Raw genomic sequence first — 26616 nt, forward strand, 5'->3', positions numbered from 1 at the left:
AAGGGAAGCATTATTATGTGGCTGTATCCCATGCCACAAAAAAACTTGTGAGACTGATATATCAGCTTGAGAAATCTCATCAGTTATACAACAAAGCAGCTTAACTAATTCCATACAAATCTTCTTTCAAGAGCATCTAAAACGATGCTCTATTTGTCATGCAGTTTTCAAGGTGCTGAATACGATGCATAAGTCATCGTCGCTATATTTAAAACATTTCTGTTTTAAAACATTTTTATTGACTTTCTTTAATAGTTAGTCTTATTTCTATTTATACACACAATGTCAAAAACTTCAGGCCTACTTTTTAATGAAGCTTTTAAATAACACCTTTTAAAATTTTTATCAAAATATAATTTATCGCCTTGCCATAATACTGACGCTTTAGGTGAATCTTGAATTACTTCTCTAACAATATCTGATTCTTTACATCCATACACTTCTATTCCTACATGAAGATCATTAGTTTTTGTCCCCAAATAATAATCATATATATAATCACCATTAACTTTTATCTTTAAAAAAGCCGGCAATCCCGAATTAAGGACCTCTATTTCCGAAAATCCCACTTTATTATTATCAATTTGTATCTCTATCTTTTCTACCTGAAGTTCCTCTCCAAAAGATATCGTACTCAATAGCTCGTATTCACTTATCTTTTGTGTAAACTCTCTGCTGTGACATTCTCCTTCCTGCCTGCAAGAAACCACAGCCTTAATTATGCATTGATTATGTGCATAACTATATAAATCTCTGTATAATACTATTTTTCTTGCAGTGATTATTTTATTAAATGATATATGAATCTTAGGGCTTGTATCCCATTCTGCCGGCATCCAAATCGATTTATCATATGGCATGTTTTTTTCTTTGGTAATATCACCTGAGTCTGCAATAACAAAATCATTCAAAAACTCCGGATTTCCGCTGCTCGACAATATAGAAGCTCCCAAGGCATGGTTTTGGGTATTCCTATACCAAAATACTGCATCCGAGTTCATCATGCATCCATAAAACCTTTTCGCGTTTTGAGAAAAGCGATACTTATATATTGCTTTATACAGTCGGTTTTTTTTCTTCTTTATCAACATATAATCTATCGGAAAGCGTATTCTTTGATTCCACTTAAAATATGGATTGCCAAACTCAAATCGCTTATCTGTACTGTAACATCTACCGGGTCTCTTAGTACTCTCAAGATTTTTCTTCCTATAATCATCAATCCCATCCCAGCCAATGAAGTAAACAAAGCCCTTAAGAACCAACGGATAATATCCGATGTTATCACTCAATATTTCCCCCATCACTTTATCAAATATCAAGGATGTTATCCTGTGCTCAGGATGCCAATCTAAGTCATTACAAATCAATACATCAGGATGAACACTAGCAATTACCATAGCCAAATCCAGTTTATAATTGTTCAATGTATATTCATGATGAATACCTTTTTTAATTAAGCAAAACTCCCCACCATACGTTTGCGTATAACCTGCTTTTGATTCCACCGTTTCATTTTCCGGAGCATGATATAAATGCCTATATTCTGTATTATATTGATCACCATATCCCAGAAATATAATATTGGAACTCTTTATCCCGAACACCGAAAGGGCCTTTATACTTTCTCTTTTTCTTATTTCAAACGAGCAACCATAGTCCCCATTTGTCGTAAAAACAACATATACATTCTGTTTACAGCCCTTTAGCATACCAAGAACAGTGCCACACAAGAACAATTCATCATCTTGATGCGGAACAATTATCATTGTCTTTTTTTCTTCAAAATAGGATTTAAGACTATTACTCGGTTTTAATCTCATCTTTAAGAAGTGACCCTTTCCAAAAATCACATGTCTTACTTATTATGTCTAAGATATACGTCGAAGAATTAAACACTAATTTCCTCAACACTTCATCTCTATTGTATTCATCACAAAACCGTTCAAAATAAAATCTATGTTCAGATTGATGAGCCGAATCATTCGTCAATATTTTTTTATATTCATCAAATACTCTTCCCACAGCAAAATGAATTCCGTGAAGCGGTCTAAAAATACCTCCGGATAACTGATATGACCCTTTCGGAAATCCATTCTTAGAAAGAAAATTAAGCAACCAAAGACATCTCTCATCATCTTTAAAAAACAACCCGTCTATAAACCTGTTTCTATGAGATCTCATTAAATATTTTATTATTGTGTCCTGCTTATCTTTTACTTTTTTATAATACTCATGAGTTTTAACAAAATGTAATCCGGTTAATCTAAGCAAATGTCTTTTATCTGTTTTACCTCGATTATATAAATAATCTTTTATAGTCAGCCTTATAGCATTGCTGTAATTTAAATTATTCTCATTTATCTTATTAACATGTTGTTCTAATAGCGATGGTTCTTCTTTAACTATATAAATATCAATATCTCCCCAATATACATAGTCATATTTATCAAGTCCATATCCACGAATAAGCCAACGATAACATCTCTTTTCGATATCGTTTCTCAGCCATAAAAATTCATCGGTAAATATATTTTCATATATATCTACCGAATCCGATAAATCAAATTCATCCAAAAGTCGTTTTATTCCCAATGACAGATTCTGATCAACAAAGATCTTTATATCATATTCAGGATAATTCTTCTTGATTGAATAAACATACAATGGGATCCATCCCTGATATTTTCTACCATATACCCAAGTCGCAATGCATAACTTATTATTCATCGAAGTTATATCCCACCCCATATACAATATCTTCAAGCGAAATAATAGGACACCTGTACTTACACGCTAATTCTTTTTCTATTTCATCATAATAATTAATTACAGATACTACTATAGCTTGAGAATCCGGAACATTGTCCGGACTAACTGCAGGGATGTTTGAATTAATGTTCTTATAGTTTCTATCTATAATGCACAATATCTCAACATCACTGTCTTTTAACTCTTGATAGAACGCTTTCCCAAGTATCCCATACCCATACAATGAAACTTTTGTAATACCGCATTTTATCATCCAATCAGAAAGACTAATGCCTTTTTGTTTTAACATAAGCCAATCCTTCATAATGGCGCTATTAACATTTATTCTTTTTATTTCTTTTTCTAATCTTTCTTTTTCATTCCTTACTTTCAAAGTGGTTTTTATTTGCAGAAGAAAAAGACAAATCAATATAATGAAACACACTAATAACAATAGCAAAACAATCTCATACCTTATCATAAATGTTCCTCAATAAAGCTCTCGGGATAATAAAGCAATTCATGCTTAATTCCTATGCTTTTAACACCATCAACAAGCATCTTCAGCATCTTAATTGTCTTTTCCTCGTAATTCACATTGTAAAGGTCATAATCATAAATACAATCTCTTGCGATATAAACCTTCTCAGGATTGATTTTTTTGCAAATATCCAAAAAACCATCAATATCATTTTCATTATCATTTAGTCCGGGAAGCATTATATATTTTAATGTAACTTTTCCGAACCCTCTGTACTTTTCAAGGTTCTTATAGACAGTTTCGAATATATCAACTCCTTTTACTTCCTTAAAAGTATTCTTTGTTCCGGCATCTAAGCTAACAAGTATTTCGCCTTTTCCATCTGTTATCAATTTCTGTATTGTTTCACTATATACTGATGCATTCGTCAAGATATGAAAGTATGCGTCAGGCAACACGGATGTCACTTTCTCCAATCCCTTATATAGTGCGGGTTCTCCGGATGCAACATCTAACACAACCTTGTCAGCCATCACAATTTTATCGTTAGAATTCTTTATTTCTGATATGACCTTGACTATTTTATCTGAAACGGATGCTCTGTTACCCGGAATGTATTCTTGCATTCCTTCACAACAATAACAGCACTTAAAATTACAAAAACTATCAGAATTAGCAGTAACCTGTAAATAATCAATAGTAAACTTTTCCTTGGACCACCACCATTTCTCAGCAGATTCACAATGTAAGCAATGTAGTCCACTGTTAGTAGTCTTAGTATCTTTAAGTTCCGGATTATATGCCCACCTTCCGTCTTTCATTTCAAATAACAGTGCATCCTTGTCAAGTTTTCCTTCTATCTCATCAAGAATACTGATCTGTTCTTGAGCCATTTTTTTCATCGAATAAATGTCTTCAATACAATTATTATCACTGTAATCAGCATGCGGAACATTAGAAAAAATCATATTTTCACAGCAATTTTGTATTCTATCATGCTGAAATATCAACGCGCTCTGCATTAACGGGCATCCATATCCATAATAATAGTCCTCATAATTTAAGATCCTATCCTTAGAGATACCATGGTCCTTTATCAGTGAATCCATTGCTTCAAATTTATATCCTTTTCCACCTTTTAGTGTAACTAAATAATTCGCGTTCGGATATAAACGCATAGCATTCTCAAGTGATAAGATCTCAACGTTGTTGATTTTTTGTCCAATTTTTGATGGTGCCTTATCACATATGCATAAAGGATTGTACTTACCACAAATATCATCCCAATTATCTCGCAGCCAGTTTCCTGCGCCATAAAAAATAGCATTCTTCATATTTAAAGCCCCCTACTATTTGTTTTGTAGTAATAATTATAAATTTGAAACCATTTCGATAAATGCTTTCAGTACGCTTTCACCATTAGCTATCAAAGAATAATTGTTAACCATTTTCGATTGAGTCACATTAAATGCATTGATTTCGTTTGTGCATTGCTTCAAAGCATAAATGCAGTCATCCGCAGCCTCAGCATCAACATAATTTAATCTTCTGGAAACCTCGCCTTCTTCCGAGTTGTCAGATATAATCTTATACTCCATGTTTTCACAATCAATTTTTATAATTGGATATTCATGCGAAAACAACCATATAGCATTATTTATATATATTATTCTCTTATTCCAAACCTGATTATCATGCGTCTTTTTTATATCAGCTGAATTATAATCAAAAGTCACCTCAATCTCGTCTTGGCTCGTATTCTTCTTTAAAACTCGATCATCATTATCGACCATCCAATAATTTATACCATCAAAACATAAATCGCTTAACCTTGTTCCGCTATCTCCTATAGGTTTAAGATGATAGTCTCCGTTTTCAATATTGTATTCGCAAATATTGTTTGAGCCATTACATAATAGATGTATCAAATTTCCCACACCTATTCCTCTTTCAAAAAAACCACCACCACCGGAATGTTTATCCAATATATCTTGAGCAAAACAATCAATATACTCAAGATTCATATTATTTGAATCCACCTTTATCATTGCCGGATATTTATGAGGGACTAAAAAAGCACAATCATCTATTACTACCGCATTTGCAAAATTAGTATAACTAGCCTCAAACTGTTTTATAATGCCTTTTTTTATTTTTTTCTTCTGCATGATCTTTTCATTGAGTGAATATAAATAGATATTTTCTGATACCTTAGGCACAAAAAGAATTTTATTACCAACAGCAACCATGTCAGAGAAAAGCTCTCTTCCAAAATTACTTTCTTCAAAAACATACTCGCAATTTACTTTCTTGGTAGTAATGTCTATCTTAGCCAGATAATCAACTCCTTTAGCCGAATTAAGTATCCAAATATTATCGTCTTTTATCAAAAACAGACCCGACATGTTAAACTCCTCTCGTAAAAATGATCAGTTAGTCAAAGCCACATCTAAATATTCTTCATTTATCCATAAGGAATCACATTGATATTTCGATGTCGGACAATAATCAACAAGTATAAATCCCTTGCTAATCAAATATCCCATAATGTCTTTCCACGCATGTTTCTCATATTTATTTAAATACTCAGCTTCCAATTGAACACACTTCACATCACTGATTCTCTGCCCCAATCCTTCCAGTACCTCATAACTAATTCCTTCCACATCAATCTTTAAAAAATCCATGCTTGAAATATTTTCTTCTTCCATAAAGCCATCTAGCCTGATTGATCTAACATCCTCAGTCTTCCACTCACTTTTGGTAGGATAATTTACTACAGTGCTGAGCCCACTATTTATAGCATCTTCCGGTACCATATACATTTTCATTGTTCCGTTTTTATTTGATACAACAGAATGAATAGAATTATATGAATAGAACTCAGAAGCTTCTTTTGCAATATTAGTATTTCCTTCAAAACAGTATATGTTATTGTCCTTTATTCCCAAGACTTGCTTCACAAAATTAGCATCTTGTGAATAGTTAGAACCCACCTCAAAGAAATTCTCTATCGGCGCATTCATGAATTTCCGGGCACTTACTATCCAATGTGCAAATCCGCTACCATTGCCTACCGCCTTAGGATGTACATTTAAATAGTCTTTCATAAAACTTTGACAGGATAAAACTTCAGGGTATTCATTTTTATTATTAATATATATTGCTAAATCTCTTTTTACAGATTCAACTAATCTTTGTTCAGAAAAAATAATATCTGCCGTTATTACTTCAGATTTTGAAATAGGTCTTGGCATCTCACTGCATTTATCAGAATTCTTATCATAGCTTCCAATAAAATGCATATCTAAATTGATACTATTATCCAAAATCAATCCTTGGCATATCGCCAAATCAGTCGCTCCCCAAATTGCACAAGTTTTCATTTTTTCGTCCCTCACAATACTTTTAGGCATATTAATCGAAATATCGTAATATACTATTATTTTATCACACTAAATGTACCAGTGCTTAATCCCATATAGATATTTATCGGCATAACTGGCGCCTTTCTTTAGCAGTATCCATGCGTGTTTAAAGAAAAAAACGCGGAATTTCCGCGTTTTTCGTTTTACTTCAAATATTTCAGCTCCTCCACCCCCACAATCCTCGAGCCTTTCTGCTTGTTGCAAAATTTGCACATAGGGATGAGGTTGCAAAGCTCGTCCGTTCTGCCTCTGTACTTAGGAATGAGGTGGTCGATGGTTGTCTTTTCGAGCGGTAGCGGCTTGCCGCACTTGACGCAAACGTCGCCGGTCTTTTCAAGGATTATGCATTTTATGGTTCGTTTCTTATGCTTTTTTCCTCGCATAAGTCTCTCCTCATAACGTTTTCCAATATCTACGTCTATATTATAATGAAACCATCAAAATGATGATCGATTGACTCTATACATTTTTTGGGGGTACTGTATTATAAACTCATTAACCGAAATCAAATTCGGTGAAATTCGCTTCGGTTAAATGCATTTCGGTTAAGTTAATCAGTGATTCCACAAAATATTCATATACTCCGACTATGACCGACATATTCATAGTCTCAGATCGTACATTTCCAGATAGTCTCGCCCTTTAGGTATCTCACCGACGGGTGGAGGCTTGATCTTGATGTATTTCTGCCTCTTTTTCTAGAGTATATCATCTTTCCGACAAAAAAATCCTATATATATTTACCATTGTAATGTTAATGATTATAATTATCTTAATTCTTGAAAGGATTTATATATATGAGCTACAAAATTAGCAAACCCAAGCTTTCTCCTTCCGATATAGTTGCAAAAATGCGGGACGAAAAGGGGATTAAATTTAATATTATAAACGAAATTAACGCAACTACTTTTCTTTCAGATCACAACAATTATCTGCGTACCGCATGCTATAGAGTATTGTATCCAAAATATCAAGCAGGGCCTAATAAGGGAAAATATATTGATCTAGATTTTTCGTACTTGAAGGAACTGTCCATAATTGACATGCACTATAGATTTCTTGTAAAGAAAATGTGTTCAGATATTGAGCATAGCCTTTGTATGAAACTTCTCAAACAGATTGATAATGATACTACTACCGATGGCTATGATATAGTCAACCAATTCCTTACTAAACACAACTATGTCATCAACAATCTAGAACGCTCAATTAGCTCCCCACACACCGGAGACTTAATAAAAAAATATTTCTCCATATCAATTAGCACTGATCCTGTTACCGGAAAGTCCATATCGCACATAACAGCTTATGATGATTGTCCTGCATGGGTTTTAGTTGAGTGTTTGACTTTTGGCGATCTTCTAGAATTCTACAGTTTCTATAATTCATCCAGAAGTATCCCTCTTCCTGCTAAATGGAGCACTCTGAATCTAGTAAGAAGTTTACGAAACGGAGCATCTCATGACGCTTGCTTACTTTGCCACCTTGCTTCAGGTACAAGCATACCTTCATCTGAAATCATTAATGCCATTAAAGCAATTGGAAGCATCAGCAGATCACAACGTCAGAAAAAGCTTTCAAGCAGAACTCTACTTGAATTTTCTGCACTAATTTACCTTTATAATCTTGTTGTGCACAATGAGGTACGTCACCATCGCACTTTGGAATTACACAATCTATTCTTTACTCGTATTCCCAGAGAAAAGGTCTTCTTCGCCACAAACGATGTCATCACCACATCATACAAATTTTGCTGTAAAGTAATTAATTATTATTTATAAACAATTTATGAATATTTTGTGGAATGCATTGACACTGCCAATAATTAACACTAGAATTATATTAACATAAAAAGCAGATATGCTTTGACGGGGCGATGCTACGGCAGCGTCCTATTTTTCTGCCAAAAACAACGCCACATACCCCTCGGATATGTGGCATTACGTTTTTACATTATTATCTTATTATCTTCTCAAAATCGTCCTTGGGGTGCTTGCAGATCGGGCAGATGAAGTCGTCTGGCATGTCTTCGCCGACGTATTCATAGCCGCAGATCGTGCAGCGCCAGATTGTCTCGCCCTTAGGTGTTTCGCCGACAGGCTGGGGCTTGGGTTTGATGTTATTCTGGTAATATTCGTAGGTACAGGAAGGAGTATCGGCAAGCACATCCATAAATACCGGCTCACAAATAAAAAGAGTGTGGGAACCCAGGTCAACTTCTTTTTCCACGTTCAAAGAAAAATATGCATTGGTGCCCTTTGTGATGTAAGGGATACCGTTCTCTGCAAGCTTGCAATCGGTAAATGATGCGAACTTATCGACGTCTCTTCCGCTCTGAAAACCGAAATGCTTGAAAGTGTCAAAAGATGCATCGGTGCTGAGCACAGAGATATTGCACTTGCCCGTCTCTTTCAACAAGTCGTGAGTCAGGTTGGCTTTGTTGATTGCAAGGGAAATCCTGTTGGGATCGGATGCAACCTGAACCGCGGTGTTGGTGATACAGCCGTTCTTCTTATCACCATTAACTACAGTGCATACAAATAAACCGTAAGATAACTTGTACATTGCCTTGGTATTCATAGATGAAATCTCCTTTCTATCCGTAAGATCAGTCCGTGATTGCCTTTCACCTGCCGCAGTGAATATTCTTGACTGTAATTCTTTCCGCTTTGTCCTGTATTCAATTATCGGCAAATCCGCCGCCGCAAGATGCTCATCCATAAAAAGATCCGTCTTCTTAGGAAGCTGCGTCTCAACAATGCGCTTATCCTGCCGCTCCACCACTTTATTTGCCCTGCTTCCAAGCCACGCTATAAGCTTATCAACAGGCCTAAATCCCGTAATCTTGTTATAAAATCTAAGCGCAATGATTGAATGCTCATCATCGACAGGAATGAAAAAGGCCAGTATCTGAATCTTGTCTGTCACGTGGTTAAGCCACATATTGGGAAATTTAAAAGTAAGATTGGTAGATTTGATAACGCTGTCTTCGGAAGACTTGGGCACCTGCCCTGTATCCACCGCATTATCAGCGCTCGTGCGCATCGTATTATCATCAAGCCACAGAACCTTAGGCCCGTTACACAGAGTCTTGCCTCCGCGGCCAATTGTATTATGATGAACAAAAGCCAGATGAGAAACATCCAGCTGATTCTCTATAACCCTGGAATAATGTACATTCCAGGCATCTTCTATATGATCATAGGTAAAAGAGCTGTCGCCTATTATTTCAAATACATCAGGCTCTGTATCAGGTTCTTTTTCCCCATACCATGCAAAGATGATCCCGCCGATTTCTCTTGTGGGATAATTCTTAAGATTAAAGCCGGTGTAATCGCGTTCAGAAGCCTTGCCGTCAGAAGGCACGTAGACACATTTGCCCGTAGCGTCGTACTCGATACCATGAAACGGGCACTTAATATTATCGCCTTCCACCCAACCGTTACAAAGCGACGCCCCGCGATGCGCGCAGAGACTTGTCACTGCCGTCACTTCACCCGCAGTCGTTCTAAAGAAAACCAAGTCCTCGCCAAACCTTCTTGCAGCGACGAGCTTGCCTTTCCTCAGCGCTTTGGAATCCAAAACTGCGTACCACCGGTTCTCTATCATGGATACCCCCTCATGTACGATTCAAACATTCTACAATATCACTTCTTTTCTTTTTCGGCATCATAAGTACTAAATATCATTTATATAATTCCTTTATATCAATATATCGAATCTCCTCCGATTCATCGCACTTAAATCCGGTTCTTGAAAAGAAGACATATCTATAGCAATTAAGTCCTGTCCTCTTAACCTGATCTATCTCTTTTTCTACAACTTCTTTTGATATCTTTCTGTTCCTAAATTTCACCTCATAAAAAATATAGCCTTTTTCATCCAATGTCACTACATCAAACTCGCCATTTGTATGATTGGTGGGATCATCATAATAGTACTTGCCTATCTTCTCTATAACGGGATCAATTTTCCCAAGCTTATTTTGTCTTATCAAATATTGTCTGCAGATTTCTTCAAACTTATGCGGAACATATTGCTCTTCAAAATCCTTATCTATGTATTTTTCATAAAAAACGTTGGGTTCCATAATTCTCATCTGAGACAAATATTTAAAAATATATCTGAAATAAAAAAGAGAAAGATTGTCACAAATATAATATCCTGTCTTTTTCTTATTATTCTCATCATTGATGGGCGCTCTTTTCTCTACAACTTCCATCTTGATAAGCTTATCCAGTACATCTGCCAATGTCGGCCCGCTTGAAACATTAGACTGCGATAGAATGTAACTATATCTGGAAAAGCCTCTGGAAAGAGCCTCAAAGACCTCATTAGCATTTACAATCTTAGAAATCTCGGCGTTCAGATACATCGAGACTTCATTCTCAAGCCTTGATCCTTCTGATGCAATCAGTTCTATGACATTCTCTTTTACTGTCTTTTTATCATCGATCAATCTATTGTAATAAGGGATTCCGCCAAATACAGAATATATCTTAACCTTATCTTCTTCCTTCATTCCGGGATAGAATAAGGATGTCTCATAATAATCCATCTGTTTAAGATCGATTGAAAGATCCACTCTTCCGTATAAAGGATTCGCTTTATCCAAAAGAGATTTCATCACTTCCACATACGATCCCAATATAATAAACGTCAACTTAGAAGACTCTTTGTACTTATCAATAAGAGTCTGCATAATACTATCAAGCCCCTTGACATTCTCTCGAAGATACGGATACTCATCCAAAACAAATACCATCTTTTCGTCACAGGCAAGCTTAAATAAATAATCCGCAAGTTCTTCTATGGAAGTATACCCTAACTTGGGCATACCAAGTTCCTCAGACAGAATCTCGCAGAGGCTCTGTGTATTACTCTCTTCCGTAACCTGCTTGCATTCGTAGTAGATGCTCCTCACTCCCGATTCTTTCAGTGCCTGCTTAACAAGCTCACTTTTTCCGACTCTTCTCCTGCCATAGATAAGCACTGTGCGCAATTCATCAGCTGAGATTTCTCTCCTTAACTGCTCAAGTTGTCTTTCTCTTCCATGAAATTTCATTTTACTCGGTCCTTTCCGACTCGGTATCCTCCGAGTTAATTACATTATATGTCCAAGTCGGGGAAAAGTAAAGTTTTTCGCCAGCGCACAATATATTGACGGCAGCGTCCTATTTTTCTGCCAAAAACAACGCCACATACCCCCTCGGATATGTGGCGTTACATTATTACCTTATTATTTTATTACACTATTACTTTATTACATTATTATCTTATTATCTTTTCAAAATCGTCCTTGGGGTGCTTGCAGATCGGGCAGATGAAGTCGTCGGGCATGTCTTCGCCGACGTATTCGTAGCCGCAGATCGTGCAGCGCCAGATTGTCTCGCCCTTGGGTGTTTCGCCGACAGGCTGAGGCTTGGGCTTGATATTGTTCTGATAGTACTCGTAGGTGCAGGAAGGAGTATCGGCCAGAACGTCCATAAATACAGGCTCACAGATGAAAAGAGTGTGCGAACCGAGGTCAACTTCTTTTTCCACATTCAATGAAAAATAGGCGTTGGTGCCCTTTGTGATGTAAGGGATACCGTTCTCTGCAAGCTTGCAATCGGTAAATGATGCAAATTTGTCGACGTCTCTTCCACTCTGAAAGCCGAAATGCTTGAAGATGTCAAAAGACGCATCGGTGCTGAGCACAGAGATATTGCACTTGCCTGTTTCCTTTAGCATGTCGTGAGTCAGGTTGGCTTTGTTGATCGCAAGGGAAATCCTGTTGGGATCGGATGCGACCTGAACCGCGGTGTTGGTGATGCAGCCGTTTTTCTTGTCACCGTTTACTACTGTGCATACAAATAAACCGTAAGATAACTTGTACATTGCCTTGGTATTCATAGATGAAATCTCCTTTCCACCTGTTGAAAATGATTGACGTTGCCAAATATCCTGAATTTACTTGTTATTATTATTTATTTCTGCGCCTGTCCCATCTCTTTTTGCTTCTCTTCAGAGAAACCTGCCGTGCTCTCTTTCTGAACGAGAATCTTGACCGTCTCGAAGATAATCTGAAGGTCAAGAAGGAGCGAATAGTTTGTTATGTAGTAGAGATCCATCTTAAGCTTACTTAAGGGGCTTGTGTTGTATTTACCAAAAACCTGAGCAACACCTGTAAGTCCGCCTTTAACCTTAAGTCTGAACGCAAACTCGGGGATATCCTGAGTGTATTTCTCAACATGCTCAACTCGCTCGGGTCTGGGACCGACGATAGACATATCTCCGGCTATTATGTTAAGGAGCTGCGGAAGCTCATCAATTCTGGTAGGTCTGATAACGTGTCCTACCTTGGTGATACGGTCATCCGCTTCGCCTGCGGGATGAGGTCTTCCGTCTTTCTCCGCATCAACGATCATTGATCTGAATTTAAGAATTCCAAATACTTTGCCGCCTCTTGTAACTCTGTCCTGTTTATAGAATATAGGGCCGCCATCCTCGAGTTTAATTGCGATAGCTACTATGAGAAACAGTGGGCTGAATACGATAAAAGCCAATACCGAGAACAAAAGATCAAAGAATCTTTTGAGTATTCGCTGGCTAAGAGCAATGCCGTTATTTCTGCACAAGTAGAGTGGCGTATCAAAAAGGTCTATGTTTTCGGAATTTTTACCGATAATATCAGAAATCTTAGGTGTGAAGTAGACTCTTTTGCCTATGCGGAAGCATTCCTTAAGTATGATGTTCTTAAGTTCTGAAGGAATATCATTGAGAAGAATAGCTTCATAATCGGGCACAACAGCGAGAATCTTATCCACTCCTTCATATATGCTGATTGATTCTACGACTTTGTATTTATCAGGTCTTTCATTCATGAACTCAGTCTTTTCATTGGAGTCTTCGCTATATACTTCAAGAATACGCTGAGGCTTGAACAGTTTTCTGTAGATATCCACAAGAGGAAGTGTCAGACCACAGAGTACTGCACTCTGAATAAGTGCAAGGATAAGGTATCTTACAAAAAATATATGGAAGAATCTGAACTGTCCGGTGATAGCGCAAGAAATAAATATCTCGAAGAAATCCAACATAAAGATGGTCATAACTTGAGACGCCAGAAGGTTGGCCTTTCTGTCTACGCCAATCCTGAAGGCTCTTAGAGATCTGCCTATGAAATAATATAAAACTAAATATATACCGATAGCCATTCCGAGGTTACCAAGACCAAGAAGATAGCCTGTGTTGTTGTTCTTATGTACAAAGCCGTACCATGCTACAAAGAAGAGTACTGTTGCGATTGCGCAAAGAATCGCCGTGCACATTCCTCTATAAATATATCTTTTCTGAATTTTGTTCTTTTTCATTGAAGGCCTCTTATATTGTGATAATATTGGTGGTCATACTCAAAAAGAGCATAATATCAGATTGTAAATTTCAAACCTGCCTTGTACATTATACATTTTAATAGGGGATAAAACAAATGCAGCATCCGATTACTTGCATTAAAATGTTAAAATCAATAAAATAAAATTGTTATATTTAGTATCGGTTTCGCTTTAAAGGGAAAGGAAAACTAAAAATGGGGAATCTAAATATCTCTGCCGGAAGTGGCGGTTTTGGAGGTTTTTCACGCCTGTCGCTTAATCCCGGTGTTTATACCAAGTTGCAAAAAAATATAACCAATGCTTCAAGTCAGCTTGTTTTGAATACTGATGCACTTGATCACGGTGATGCTGTATGCGGGACGGAGTGCATGGTACAACTGTTTCAAAACTGGCGAAACGTCGCCAAGGCAGGCGATACATTTCGTAATTTTTCCTGCGGCGCTCTGACAAGAGCTTTGATCAATCAAAAAAATTCCATTATTCAAGCCGATATTGATTCCGCGAGATCGGTTAAATTGGATGAAGAGACCAAGGCAAAAGTAGATGCGTGGGTAGCCGGTTTTAACTCCGATGATCCCACGATCATAAATAAGCTTAAGTCTTTTCAAAATCTTACAGATGAGCAGTGGGCTAACCTTTCCGATGAACAATACAAAGATTTCGCTGCTCTTACCGCGCTTTTTATCTATTCCGGAAACATGCTGGAGCAAAGCGGAACTGATAAAAAGACTTATGATAAATATTCCAAGATCAATGAACAGATAACTTCAAATTTATACAAAGTAGATCCTGCGGGTGACAATAAACTGTATGCCAACGCGTCTCTTGACTATGCTCTTGTCAGCAATATGAAGGCTTCAATGGAAAGCTTGGGAGCCTCTGATTCTCTGGCTTACAATGTGCTGTCCAAATTGGAAAACGACGGAAACACATATCGTGTAAACAATCCGGATTCTCATAACAGAAATGTTGATGTCTCTTATTATCGTGATGAAAGCGGATTTACGGTTGTAAATGTAAAGGACAGTTACTTTTTGGGTACTGATTACGCCGAGCACAGCAAGCAGTTCTTTGCAAGCGGAAAAGAAAATGCCGCATCATACCTGCGTGATAAAAGAACCGGCGCGACAAACTACGACAATCACGGATTAACCGATGATGAACTTATCGGAATGTTCCAAACTGTAGAAAATCCAAATGATCTAAAGATTATGACCAATATTGCATTATCCGATTCTGATTTTAATATAAAGGGCAAGGACAATGCTTTTGATATAGATTATTATGAAGATTATTCGGATCCGTCTGATTTTGCAAGAGGAATAAGCGACAACTTCAGTGTTTCCCTTGCTCAGATGGGCGCAACATTGCTCAATAATCCCGACACCACTGATTATAAAAAGTATCTTAAAGCAACACTTGAAAGCAGCATCAACGGAAGCGCACATAATATATTGCTCGATATCGCATCAGGCGCAGGTGTCTATGCCGATACATGTTCTCTTGCTGTCATGAACGACCAAAAAGGCGGTGACAATGACGAGGCTCTTCGCCATGCCCTAAATGCCGCAAACGCCAACTACGGCGTGTTCAGCGGGTTATATACCAATTACGGAAAAGATGCCTCCTATCACAATATCGAGATTGGACAGCTTTCCTACGATCCCAATACCGGAGATATCAATCTAAATACCATCAGGGATAAAGAAGAAAGAGCTTTCCTTTCTGTGAAAACTACAGAAAAAGAGCAGGTTGAGATCAGGTCGTCAATCAAAGACGGTCATGATGCTACGGGTGAAAAAGCCAAAGCAATGGAAAAGAAATTACAGGAAGAGCTTGATCGTAAAAAGAAAAACATTGCGGTTGATTGCTTGATAGATCTGACAGGTCTTGTGAATCCTCTTTTAAAAGACGGAATCTATATGGCAAGAGAATTGTCAGATGCGGATAAGGCACTGAAGAATTCCACCAATCTGGTAAAAGACGCTCTTAAAGAAAGATACGGAAAGAGCCATAAATATGTGTGCACAGGAGCATCCATAGGAGCCACCGCAGTCGGAGGGCTTGTAAAATATCAGGAAGCTCTTGATAAGTTCGAAAAGGACAAAAATGAATGGATTGATGTTGAAAAGCTTCAATCCTTCTACAGTTACAATACCGGTTCCGGCGCCGTCGGAATATATAATTACGACGCAATAAGACTCCTTCAGGAATGGGATAAAAACGGTATCTCTGAAATCATAAAAGATTCCGGAATGACTAACGATCAGGTATTCAACTCAATATATACCGGAAATGATTACTCCAATGCCGTAGTCAAAAAGATCGGTGAGGATCTTTGTCCAACAGAAAACTTCGGTTATTTGGGCCCCGGTGCCAACAGCAGTAACAGCCAAAATGTCAATAATGCATATCAAACAATAGCAGAAAAAACGGGATACACCGACAAAGATATAGACTGCGCTCTCAGACTTTTGATATACGGTAGCAGCGAATCCGGATCATATAGTGAAATAAGAGACATTCCATTTGATCTTATGAATTCATGTCTTGACGCAATATCCGAAAAAGACGGCGCAAATGTCGATGTCTACAATTACTGGACGAATCGATTACACGAAGGACAGTGATATGTTGTAAAAAAGCGCGAACGCATGATATATGCGTCCGCGCTTTTTTCATCTTATGAGTATGATATTTCTTGTGGAATATCTCAATAATTCTCTGCCTTGAGCTGGAAGTAAGCCTGCGGGTGGTTGCAGATAGGGCAAACTTCGGGAGCCTGCTTGCCGACAACGATGTGACCGCAGTTGCTGCACTGCCAGATGCAGTCGCCGTCGCGTGAGAAGACGATCTTATCCTCAACGTTCTTAAGAAGCTTTCTGTAGCGCTCCTCATGCTCTTTTTCGATAGCGGCTACGCCCTCGAAGAGCTCAGCGATCTCGTCAAAGCCTTCTTCTCTTGCTTTCTTGGCAAATGAGGGATACATTTCCTTCCACTCGTACTCTTCGCCTTCTGCTGCGTTTTTGAGGCAATCTACTGTTGTTCCGATGCCTTCAAGAATCTTGTACCAGATCTCAGCATGCTCTTTTTCATTGGCTGCCGTCTCGGCAAATATATTTGAAATCTGCACATATCCTTCCTTCTTAGCCTTTGAAGCGAAGAATGTGTATTTATTCCTTGCCTCTGACTCGCCGGCAAATGCCGCAAGAAGGTTCTTCTCGGTCTCGGTGCCCTTAAGGTCCGCTGCTCTGCATCTCCATTTGTTGTTCTCTGCCATAGAAATCTCCTTTCGCGTTGAAACGTATATTTACACTTTTATCTTAACCTTATCCGGATTAGATACATATCTGTTTGCTCCCGATGCCGCCTTTTCAATCAGGAACCCTTGTTCAGATAATCTTCCGAGAACATTGCTCCTAAAATATGTAGATGGTGTTACACCAATAGCATCTGCTATTTCCCTTGCTGTACGTGGTGTATTGAAACAAAATGACAAAACTTTCAGATCGTTCTTTCCCTCAAGCAACTGTTCAACATATACTTCAGGATAATCCTCTTCCTGAGTTAAAACACCTTTACTATATGTGAGATCAGGAAGTGTCAACGTAAAATACGTACTATCTGCTGTTATATATGGAGCATACTCATCTCCTCTTCCGGCATAATCAGCCTCGATATTATCAAAACCGGATCCTTTCTTCTCCATATATTTACACATTTCAAGGATATCACATATTATCTCATTTCTACGTCTTGGAATAATTGAAGCAATATCTTTTTCCTTGATCAATTCTCTTACTCCCAAAAGAGAACCGGGAGAAGTAATTTCCATTCTATCGATAAAAATGTTGATTTCAATCTGCGTTCCCTGCATATAATAATTACGATGACCTACAGCATTTACCACGCCCTCGGTCACTGCCCTCTCAGGATATGCTCTATACTCAACTGTCTTGGTAGCTTCTTTTTTGAACCCGTTATTGGAATGGTTCTTTATAAACTCAATACTCTTCTGTATCACAGTAAGAATATCTCCAACATATTCCTCTGTTGAAGAAACTATCGTTCCTCCCTTGGTAATACCCGGCCAAACGGTTGCAACAACTTTTGTCCTCTGATCATCGCAATCATTCTTAAACAAAAGAAGACCACGTGTAGCCTTACCCTCTGCAGATACCGCCCTCTTCGATTTCAATTCTTTTTCCGAAATGCGGCTCTTACGTTCTTTGGCGACATTAAATAGATTTGTATAATCATCAGTATCGAAAGTCTCCTCTGTCTCCGCGGCATCAAAAGGAGCGTTATCACTCATAAGTACAAGATCTTTAATTTGTTCCGATGTAGCAAGATCGGTTCTTCCGTAATTCCTGACATATATGCCAAGAAGCCCCTCTTCATGAAGAGTAACCGGCAAACTCTTGCTACGCTTAACCTGAACAATCAGGACATATCTAAATTTATCCTTATCTCCTATCGGAATATTATCGATTTCATAATCTATTACCGGGTCTATCTTTTCTCGTACTTTACGGTGTATAAGCAAAATCACTCTATCAGCAGTCTTCTTATCAAGCGCAACAACCTTATGTGTCTTGTCTTCGACGCCGATAATCAGCCTTCCCCCCTCAGTATTTGCAAAAGCAACCAGGGTCTTAAGCCAGCCGACTTCCAACACTTTGCCATTGGCTGACTTGCCTTCTTCAATTATTCCTTTGTACTCAATATACTTATCTTCCAGCCCCAGTCCAGGCAAAAGCTCTTCTATATTCATAGTGACTTCTCCTTATATATACCAATTATAGAAAAAAAGAGTGAAGTTGTAAACAAAAACTTCACTCTACTTCACTGTATACTTCATCCTACTTCACTCAAAATGAAGTAAAACTTCACTGCACTTCGCTCTAAACTTCACTCTACTTCACTGTGAACTTCACCGACTTCACTGTGTGTTTAAATAGCGCAAAGCCAGCACATTTATTAGATTTTCAGCCGCGCGTATTAGTATTCTACCATTATCTTGATATATTCTTCAGCTTTATCGCGCATAATTTCAAGTCCTTGCTGCATCTCGTCAAGTGTGAACCTATGGGTAATGAGGTTCTCGGGCGAGAAGCCGCTCTTTCTGATCTCAGGTAGTCTTGAAAGGACGTAGTTCCAGTCGTCGAGGGTGGGGGCATGGCTGAGCGAGGCTCCGGCGTGCCCTGCGTCGGAAGCTGTGTTGGCCGAAACTGTGGCGGCATCCACCGGCTTCGCGGCAAGCGGATTTCCATAGAATGAGGAATTCCAGGTTCCGACTAGTTTGAGCTGATTGCGGAGAATCTTCCAGTAGACTTCGCGCTTCAAGCTCATGTCCGAGGCGGGGTTTCCGACAAGAACGACGGTGCCAAGCGGAGCGGTCAAGGATACTGCTCGCTCGTAGGCTTCGGACGTTCCGATACATTCGAAGAAGACATCTGCGCCGGGGCTTGGGGTTGTGTTTGATTCAGTGCCGGAAGTTGCGTCTGTACCTGCGTTGGCGCCTATCGCTCCGGAGGTTTTCTCGCGGACAAAGTCCGCAGGGTCGCCCTCGCGGTAATCCCAGAGGTTGCTGAGCGCAAAGCCCATATCTACAAGCTTTTCCATCTGGATGCCTTTGTTGTATATGCAGTAGATGTTGTGGTAGCCCGCGTCTCTAAGGAACATTGCAAGTAAGAGGCCGATTGTGCCAAGGCCGCAGATGAAGATTGATTTGTTCGCGTCCGAAGGCGTTGTATGGCCCTGTTGCGTGCCCGCACCGGCGCATATTTCAAGGTCGGCCTTACGCATTGCATGAACCGCAACGCACATGGGCTCAAGCATTGCTGCTTCGCTGTCGGTTATTTCATCAGGAATTGGAAGTAGGTTCCAAGTAGGAACAGCCACGTACTCCGCAAATCCCCCGTCGCAGCGCGATCCGAGGTAGTCATAGTTAGAGCACATCTCGTAGTGCTTGTTTTTGCACTGTGCACACTCCATGCAGGGTTTTAGCGGGAAGATGCCGACTCTTTTTCCTACAAGTTCAGGTGCAGTCTCGCATTCCTCTACTGTTCCGGAGAATTCGTGACCGGGAATGAGCGGCATATTGTGCGCGCCCGTCTTATATATACGCGGGATGTCGGAGCCGCAGATGCCGCACGCGCGCACCTTAACAAGAGCCTCGTTCGCTCTCGGAACGGGCTTCTCCACATCCGCGTAACTTATTTCGCCTATGTCGTATAGAACTTGTGCTTTCATGTATCAATTTCTCCGTCTGATGACACTAATATCTACTAATCAGTACTTCTCCCGGAAGATCTCCTCAGCGCGCTCCATGTCGGCAGCGCTGGTGATCTTGAAGTTGCGCACGTCGCCGGGAATCATGGCAACCTTCATGCCGGCCATGACTGCGGGCTCGGAAGAGCCGTGGATCACGAGAATCTTGTCGGGAATGAGTTTCCTGTTGGCTTCGAGATATTTCTTGTATACAAATGCTTCGGGTGCCTGGCCCGCAAATATCGTGTTTCTGTCAAGGAGCTGATCGACCTGAACGCCGCCGTGGCTAAGATAGACGGTGTCGTTCATGGGAAGGACAGGCATAGCACCGTCGTGGTCCGAAAGAGCTTCAAGACACGCGGTGATGAGGTCTTCAGTGACGAAGGGTCTGGCCGCGTCATGTATTATGACATTGTCGGTCATGTCGCCAAGTCCCAGTAATTCAATAGCTTCAAGGCCGCTCAATATTGATAACTGGCGGTTCTGGCCGGGGTCTGCGTATCCGAGGATCTTCTCGCTGATGGCAGGGTAATCGACAATTGCATTTTCGATATCCTCGCGCCACTTATCATCCGCAACTATTATGATGTTTTGAACTATAGGGAGATTTCCGAAGGGCTCCAAGCTGTGCACAATCATCATCTCGCCTGCAAGGTCTACGAACTGTTTGGGGACATCGCCGCCGACTCTGCTGCCGACACCACCTGCAAGTATTATAGCTACATTCATACGCTCATTCTCCGTTTCGCTAGTATTATCGCCGTTCGCGGCAAAAGACGCCGCCCGCTTCAGCAGCTCATGCTTCGGCGTTCCTCGCCGTGCGCATCGCCGCCGCGCTTACACCTCTACATTCTCAAGCATTACAGGGATCTTTCTGCTTGCGCACTCCATGGCAGCGACGCCTGTGTCGCCGTAGTACGCGCTCCACTTATCTATGAAGTCAAGGCTTCGGCCGGCTTCATCGAAGATGATTCCGGGCGTGTTCTTGGCCTTTTCTATGAAAGCAAGATAGCGCTCACGCACGGCGGGCTCTGCCTTGTCAAGGTTCGCTGTCAGGTAGTCCTGCGGGACGAAGATCGCAACGATCTTGCCGCGCACGCCGGCTCCGGCGTTCTCAGAATCGCCGTCTGCGCTGCGATTGCCCATGCCGCCCTGATCTGCAGCGCCTTCTCGCGCTGTGTCGCCCACGCCACTCACGCCGGCGAAGGTTTCGAGCACACGCTCGAACTTATCTATGGCTTTCTCACCGTGATATATCACGGTACTAATCGTGAAGTAGTAGATGACCGCTTTGCGGTCGGCGTAATCGCCGAGGAATTCGCGCCACTCGCGCTCGTGCTCAATTTCCACAGGAGAAGCGGAACCTGCGCCATGCGCTCTGCCTGCGCCCGCGCTCTGCGCGCCGCGTTTCTTCCAATCGCTTCCGACGTAGGGCGAGACTTCAATCTTCTGCTCCCAGAAGGCTCGGGTTTCTTCGCCGGAGAGGGAGATGAGCTTCTCGAGGTAGAGCTCGCGCTGCTTCTCCGACTTAAGCAGCACCTTATCCGCGTAGACAACGGCAGGCTGCTCGGCGAGGATCTCGATGCCGCGGCAGGCTTTGTCGTCGCGGTCGATGGGGTCGTCAATGTCAAAGCAAGGGACATAGACGAGCTCATCGGTGAAATTGATAAGATTCGATGAGTAGAAGAATTCATGCACGGTAAGTGCCGTATTCTCTGCATCGCAGGGAACCTGGATCACAATCTTGTCGGGCCGGATCTGCGCAAAATCTAGCTCCTCGCAGTTTTCTACGCCAACATAATCCGGGAACAAAGCCCTTTCATCATGCATTTCTCCTACGTTTCCGTAATAATCGCAGTCATAGAAATTTATGGGATATACGTGAACATCATGTCCCTCGGCCTTATATTGATGCCACAGGCCTTCCATGGTCTCCCACCACATCGCTCTGCAAGGAAGGAACACAATTGTCTCCTTTTCCTTGGCGGGAGCCGGAGCAAGCATTTTTGTCATGTATCTTTTTACCGATACAAGCATGTGATTTGCATCGAAAGTATATCTGTAAGGATTGTGCTCAAGCTTCTTCTTAAGCGCTCTCTCCTGGCTGATATAGCACGGATATTCGTGCATACCGCCGCCCTTACGTATCTCCATATAGTTTCCGTAGTTGCTTGAAAGAATCTGGTCATAGCAGCACGGAATCTGGATTGTTGTATTTTCAAACTTCATCTCAAAAGTCTTTTCAAAAAACTTTTTAGGGAAAACATGATTGCCGTACATCATATAAAACGGCATCAAAGCAACCCTGTCGCCGTCGGAAACAGGGCACTCCATATAAATTTTCTCAATAAGAAGCTCAAGTTCTCTTTTTAGTTTTTTGCCTCTTTTAAGATGAACATGATTTTCTTTCTCAACATCTATGAGCAAACTCTCGATGTTCTTGGCAAGATCGCCGAGTTCGTCCTTAGCCTCAACCGCATTGTGGACAAGGATAGCTCTTTTGGCCCTGTCATAACGCTCTTTTTCCTTGGTCTCATCGGCAAACATTCCGTCCATCGGAAAAATATCGACGCCGACCGTATACGGGCAGCCGCTGAACTCATCCATATGTTCCTTGGTGCAATCGATGGCGCTGCAATTGACTATCCTTCCGAGAATGTTGTCATAGCCTTCCTCAATATCTCTCAGAGAAAGAATGATGTACTCCTTGGGAAATTCTTTTTTGGCAATCTCAAAAAAGCGCTCGTAATCGTCGCGCATCATGCAAATATCAAAGTCATCGTCCCACGGAATATATCCGCCGTGCCTGACTGCACCGAGCATCGTTCCGTAATCGCCAAACCACTGAATATCATGCTTTTTACACAGCTTAGCGATCTCAGAAAGAATCTGCAGCTGTCCCGCCCAGTAACGCTTGATCATCGTCGGGATATAAAAGCCGTTCCTGACCTCTTCCCTAAAAAAAGAAAGCGGAAAGCTGATCTCTTCTAGTGGCATCATTTTCATTTCTTCATCGGGATTAGTATTCATCAAGCTCTTTTAGCTCCTTATCATCGGGATTAGTATTGATCATCGAATTGTACAGGCTCCTTATCGAGGTATGAAAAATCAAGTTTCCTTACAGCCGGGATAATATCGGCGTATTCAGCTCTTTTGCCGAATAAAAGAGTTGTTCCGAGGACAAAGCCGTCCATCTTCTTGGGCACGTACTCGCGCATTCTATCCGCTCCGCAAGCCCCGTCCCAGTAAAGCTCGAAGCTCATTTTTTTCCTAAGATGCAAAAGAGTGTCGATCTTCTCCCCAACGAATGGCAAAAACATCTGACTGGCGTTGCCGGGATTGACCGCCATAACAAGAACTCTGTCGACGATGCGAAGGAGCTCTCTTATAGATTCCACGCTGGTTCCGGGGTTTATCGCGATGCCCGGATGCAGGCCGTAATCAATTATCTTCGAGATTGTCGTTGACGGGTGATACTCCGCCTCGGGATGAATGTAGACGGTATCGCCCTTTCTGAGATATCTGAGGAAAAGATCTATATTATTCCTCGGGTGCTCAATCATAAGATGCACGTCGAGCGGCTTCTTACTGATCCTTGCGATCGAGATCATGTCATATAAAGACATTGCAAAATTATGGACATAACGACCGTCCATGATATCTATGTGAAAAGAGTCTATTCCGGCCGCCTCAAGCGCCTTGACCTCCTTCTCAAGATTGCCGAAATCGGCGCACATCATTGACGCCGTAAGAACAAAATCACTCATATTACCCCCTCGTCAAGTCAAAACATTTTAGAAATGCACAAACACTGAAAAACCACTTATATTTTACCACAGAAATACGCTGTGATGGCGGATTTGCAGGCTTTTTTGCCGGCAAAATTCTTAATGTATTTTCTCTATCTCAAGCCACGGGTTTATGTACACCGAAAGGTCGCACAGATCAAATACATAGCCGTTTTTCCAAGTTACATAATCAAAGCTTATCTGATCCCTCGTATGCTCGTAGGACATGTACTCATCCCACCAATCCTGCATAACCTTCTTAAGCGCCTCGTCGTGGTGATCGCGGACTATGCAGGTAAGCTCAGCGATATATCCTTTTGCGGTATATCCGTTTTTCTTATAAACCTCGAGCTGCGTATCGAGAGCCGCCTTATCGGCCTTTCCGCGCTCGACGATAAGAACCGCCTCATCCATGATGCTCTCCGAACAAAAATGAGCAAAGCAGATCATTCCGCAGTCGCGCCTGTATGTGTCTATAAAGGTGCGAATATCTTTTTTAATGATCAAGGATCCGTCGATATAAACCGAATAGTCATATTCCGGGAAAAAGATATGAGGAAACATCTTGGGGTAACGCGAAAGCCTCACACTGTTTAGATTATCGGGATTGTCGATAACTCTTATCTCCCACTTACCCTTATAATCCGGTCTTTCTTTATCGGTTAAAAGAACATACGAAAGGCCCGAGTCTCCCGTTTCGGGCTCGTTTATTTCATCATAGTCCCCGGTGATGACCGTGTAGACAACGCCCTTTCCCTCAAACTTATCAGAAGGCGTCGGGTATCTTAGATGATATTTTTCTCTGACGTGATCGACCTGTCTGATATATTCAAGAAGGTTATCCAGCTGTATACTTTTCTTTTCAAGATGCGCCGCCGCTTGTTTCAGACTGTCCGCAACTTCCGCGGAAACGCCGTCGTCCGGGCTACTGTATGCATATCTGATGATCGCATCCATTGAAAGAATCCGCAGTCTGTCGACATCAAGGATGTTCTCATCGGCCTCTTTGTAGAGTCTTTCAAGCGTATCTTTATTTTCATCACACAAAAGATTCGCATTCAGCGTCTCATATACAGACAAAAAAGCCTCCCGCACGCCGTCTTTTCCCATAGCGCCTGCGTTCTCGTATAGGTATGACAAAATTTCGTTTATCTGTTTGATCAAATCCGCGTTCTTCATAAAAAGTCTCCATGCTCAAAAATACAAGACATATATGATGTATGGACTGCTACGACTCGTTTCCGCAATTTTCACAATCCTATATCAATTATAGCAGATATAGTGCTACAATAAGTCTATGAATGTGATAGTTTACAGATATGACAGCATTTGCGAGCCTGATTATATCGATGCTCTGAAGGCTGTCGGATTAACGATAATTGAAGACAACACAGGAAGATCGGAGCATGATTCCATGACTCTGGATGAGAGGATCACCAATCTCGGCAATTTGATCGCCGAGCACAGGCCTCTTTTCATCTTTTCCATCAACTTTTTTCCTTTTATCGCCATGCTCTGTGAGAGGATCAAGGTTCCGTACGTCTGCGTTTCCGTGGACTGCCCGGTTCTCGAGATCTATAATAATGCGATAAAAAGTCCCTACAACAGGGTATTTTTATTCGATAAAAAGCAGTACGAATCCGTTGTTTCAGCCAATCCCAATTGCATTTTCCACCTTCCGCTCGGCGGCGCCGTTGACAGGATGAATGCCACAACGAAGGGTGCTGTCGGCTATGACTTCGACATTTCTTTTATCGGATCTCTTTATACCGAAAAAGACCCGTACGCCGCACTTTCTTTACCTGCGGGTATTGAATCCGGTCTCGAAGAAAAGATGCTTCGCCAGTTAAAAGAAAATATTTATGGCCTTGAATATGTTGAAAACACACTTACGGATGAAGAGATTTCCGCGATAAAAGACGCCGATCCCGAGTTTTATTCATCAAGGCTCAGCATCAGAAATCTCGACAGGCAGATAGTTCTGGACGATTATCTTGGATCACACATCACAGTGCTTGAGAGAAAAGAAATCTTAAATACCCTTTCCGAAAGCATCGGAAATTATAAGATCGATCTTTTCACAACTAGTGATACAAAAGAGCTGTCGCCGCTTATAAGAAATCGCGGCATTGCCAAGTCGTTCACGGAAATGCCTATTATATTCAAAAAAAGTAAGATCAACTTAAACACGACCATGAGAGCGATCAGATCGGGACTCCCCCAGAGAATCTGGGATATCCTGGCTTGCGGAGGCTTCCTTCTAACGAATTATCAGCCTGAGCTCGATGAATTCTTAACTCCCGGCGTTCATCTTGAAACCTATCGCTCTGTCGACGAGCTTGTCGAAAAAGCGCGTTATTACTTGGAACACGACGATGAGCGCGAAGCTATCGCGCAAAACGGATACAAAAAAATCTGTGAAGAAGACAGTGTTCTTCACAGAGTAATGGCGATGATAAAAATAATAATGGAAACGCATAAATGAAAGAGAGCCCCGAATAAACGGGGCTCTCTTTGGT

The 26616-nt window shown here is 40.8% G+C and carries 21 protein-coding genes and 1 pseudogene; 3 read left to right on the forward strand and 19 right to left on the reverse strand.

The features are described from left to right. Positions 1–248: 248 nt before the first annotated feature. The 7 genes from BM377_RS06120 to BM377_RS06150 all read right to left on the reverse strand — a co-directional run bounded on the left by BM377_RS06120 (position 249) and on the right by BM377_RS06150 (position 7043). Positions 249–1769 (reverse strand): PIG-L family deacetylase, encoded by a 1521-nt coding sequence (locus BM377_RS06120; protein ID WP_177223816.1) that lies wholly within the window; start codon positions 1767–1769, stop codon positions 249–251. Between the two features lie 34 nt (positions 1770–1803). Beyond that, positions 1804–2730, reverse strand: coding sequence for a hypothetical protein (locus BM377_RS06125; protein WP_143104472.1), 927 nt, complete (start codon positions 2728–2730; stop codon positions 1804–1806). Then, a complete protein-coding gene (locus BM377_RS06130; RefSeq protein ID WP_092245330.1) occupies positions 2723–3232 on the reverse strand; it encodes a hypothetical protein in 510 nt (169 codons plus the stop codon). Before BM377_RS06130 ends, BM377_RS06125 begins: the two co-directional genes overlap by 8 nt. Next, positions 3229–4566: a radical SAM protein gene (locus BM377_RS06135; protein WP_092245333.1), complete on the reverse strand. Its 1338-nt coding sequence runs from the start codon at positions 4564–4566 to the stop codon at positions 3229–3231. The genes BM377_RS06130 and BM377_RS06135 overlap by 4 nt, the downstream gene beginning before the upstream one ends. Before the next feature lie 36 nt (positions 4567–4602). Then, a complete protein-coding gene (locus tag BM377_RS06140) occupies positions 4603–5637 on the reverse strand; it encodes a hypothetical protein (protein ID WP_092245336.1) in 1035 nt (344 codons plus the stop codon). Positions 5638–5661: 24 nt separating this feature from the next. Continuing rightward, on the reverse strand, positions 5662–6618 hold the full coding sequence (locus BM377_RS06145) for an FkbM family methyltransferase (protein WP_177223817.1): 957 nt from the start codon (positions 6616–6618) through the stop codon (positions 5662–5664). 185 nt (positions 6619–6803) lie between these two features. Then, positions 6804–7043, reverse strand: a complete 240-nt coding sequence (locus tag BM377_RS06150; protein WP_092245341.1) for an HNH endonuclease — start codon at positions 7041–7043, stop codon at positions 6804–6806. 414 nt (positions 7044–7457) lie between these two features. Here BM377_RS06150 and BM377_RS06155 point away from each other — a divergent pair, with 414 nt between their 5' ends. Beyond that, positions 7458–8441, forward strand: a complete 984-nt coding sequence (locus tag BM377_RS06155; RefSeq protein WP_143104473.1) for an Abi family protein — start codon at positions 7458–7460, stop codon at positions 8439–8441. Positions 8442–8616: 175 nt separating this feature from the next. Here the strand turns inward: BM377_RS06155 and BM377_RS16725 are convergent, their stop codons facing one another. The 5 genes and pseudogenes from BM377_RS16725 to BM377_RS06180 all read right to left on the reverse strand — a co-directional run bounded on the left by BM377_RS16725 (position 8617) and on the right by BM377_RS06180 (position 14015). Continuing rightward, complete coding sequence (locus BM377_RS16725; protein ID WP_092245673.1) at positions 8617–9240, reverse strand: flavin reductase family protein; 624 nt, start codon at positions 9238–9240, stop codon at positions 8617–8619. 90 nt (positions 9241–9330) lie between these two features. Beyond that, positions 9331–10269 (reverse strand): annotated as a pseudogene (locus BM377_RS16730) (Rieske 2Fe-2S domain-containing protein); the annotation flags it as partial. Between the two features lie 76 nt (positions 10270–10345). Continuing rightward, positions 10346–11725 (reverse strand): ATP-binding protein, encoded by a 1380-nt coding sequence (locus tag BM377_RS06170; protein WP_092245343.1) that lies wholly within the window; start codon positions 11723–11725, stop codon positions 10346–10348. Between the two features lie 206 nt (positions 11726–11931). Continuing rightward, entirely contained in the window at positions 11932–12555 is a 624-nt protein-coding gene (locus BM377_RS06175) for a flavin reductase family protein (protein ID WP_092245347.1), read from the reverse strand. A gap of 74 nt (positions 12556–12629) precedes the next feature. Continuing rightward, complete coding sequence (locus BM377_RS06180) at positions 12630–14015, reverse strand: sugar transferase (RefSeq protein WP_092245350.1); 1386 nt, start codon at positions 14013–14015, stop codon at positions 12630–12632. A gap of 215 nt (positions 14016–14230) precedes the next feature. Between BM377_RS06180 and BM377_RS06185 the strand changes: the two genes are divergently transcribed. Then, complete coding sequence (locus tag BM377_RS06185; RefSeq protein ID WP_092245352.1) at positions 14231–16666, forward strand: hypothetical protein; 2436 nt, start codon at positions 14231–14233, stop codon at positions 16664–16666. Positions 16667–16749: 83 nt separating this feature from the next. Here BM377_RS06185 and rbr read toward each other — a convergent pair whose 3' ends face one another. From rbr to BM377_RS06220, 7 genes are all read right to left on the reverse strand, one after another. Continuing rightward, entirely contained in the window at positions 16750–17316 is a 567-nt protein-coding gene (gene rbr / locus BM377_RS06190; protein ID WP_092245355.1) for a rubrerythrin, read from the reverse strand. A gap of 30 nt (positions 17317–17346) precedes the next feature. Further along, positions 17347–18810 carry an RNA-binding domain-containing protein gene (locus BM377_RS06195; RefSeq protein WP_092245358.1) on the reverse strand — a complete coding sequence of 488 codons (1464 nt, stop codon included), beginning with the start codon at positions 18808–18810 and terminating at the stop codon, positions 17347–17349. A gap of 227 nt (positions 18811–19037) precedes the next feature. Continuing rightward, complete coding sequence (locus BM377_RS06200) at positions 19038–20291, reverse strand: galactitol-1-phosphate 5-dehydrogenase (RefSeq protein ID WP_092245361.1); 1254 nt, start codon at positions 20289–20291, stop codon at positions 19038–19040. Positions 20292–20330: 39 nt separating this feature from the next. Next, complete coding sequence (locus tag BM377_RS06205) at positions 20331–21038, reverse strand: IspD/TarI family cytidylyltransferase (RefSeq protein ID WP_092245364.1); 708 nt, start codon at positions 21036–21038, stop codon at positions 20331–20333. A 108-nt stretch (positions 21039–21146) separates the two neighbouring features. Then, on the reverse strand, positions 21147–23339 hold the full coding sequence (locus tag BM377_RS06210) for a LicD family protein (protein WP_092245367.1): 2193 nt from the start codon (positions 23337–23339) through the stop codon (positions 21147–21149). Positions 23340–23368: 29 nt separating this feature from the next. Next, positions 23369–24076, reverse strand: coding sequence for a ribulose-phosphate 3-epimerase (locus BM377_RS06215; RefSeq protein ID WP_092245370.1), 708 nt, complete (start codon positions 24074–24076; stop codon positions 23369–23371). 120 nt (positions 24077–24196) lie between these two features. Beyond that, positions 24197–25276, reverse strand: coding sequence for a glycosyltransferase domain-containing protein (locus tag BM377_RS06220; RefSeq protein WP_092245372.1), 1080 nt, complete (start codon positions 25274–25276; stop codon positions 24197–24199). Between the two features lie 118 nt (positions 25277–25394). On the opposite strand from BM377_RS06220, the gene BM377_RS06225 reads away from it, so the two are divergent. Continuing rightward, positions 25395–26582 carry a CgeB family protein gene (locus BM377_RS06225; RefSeq protein WP_092245375.1) on the forward strand — a complete coding sequence of 396 codons (1188 nt, stop codon included), beginning with the start codon at positions 25395–25397 and terminating at the stop codon, positions 26580–26582. The last annotated feature ends 34 nt before the right edge of the window (positions 26583–26616 follow it).

This window comes from Butyrivibrio sp. INlla21 (assembly GCF_900116875.1).
Taxonomy (GTDB): domain Bacteria; phylum Bacillota; class Clostridia; order Lachnospirales; family Lachnospiraceae; genus Butyrivibrio.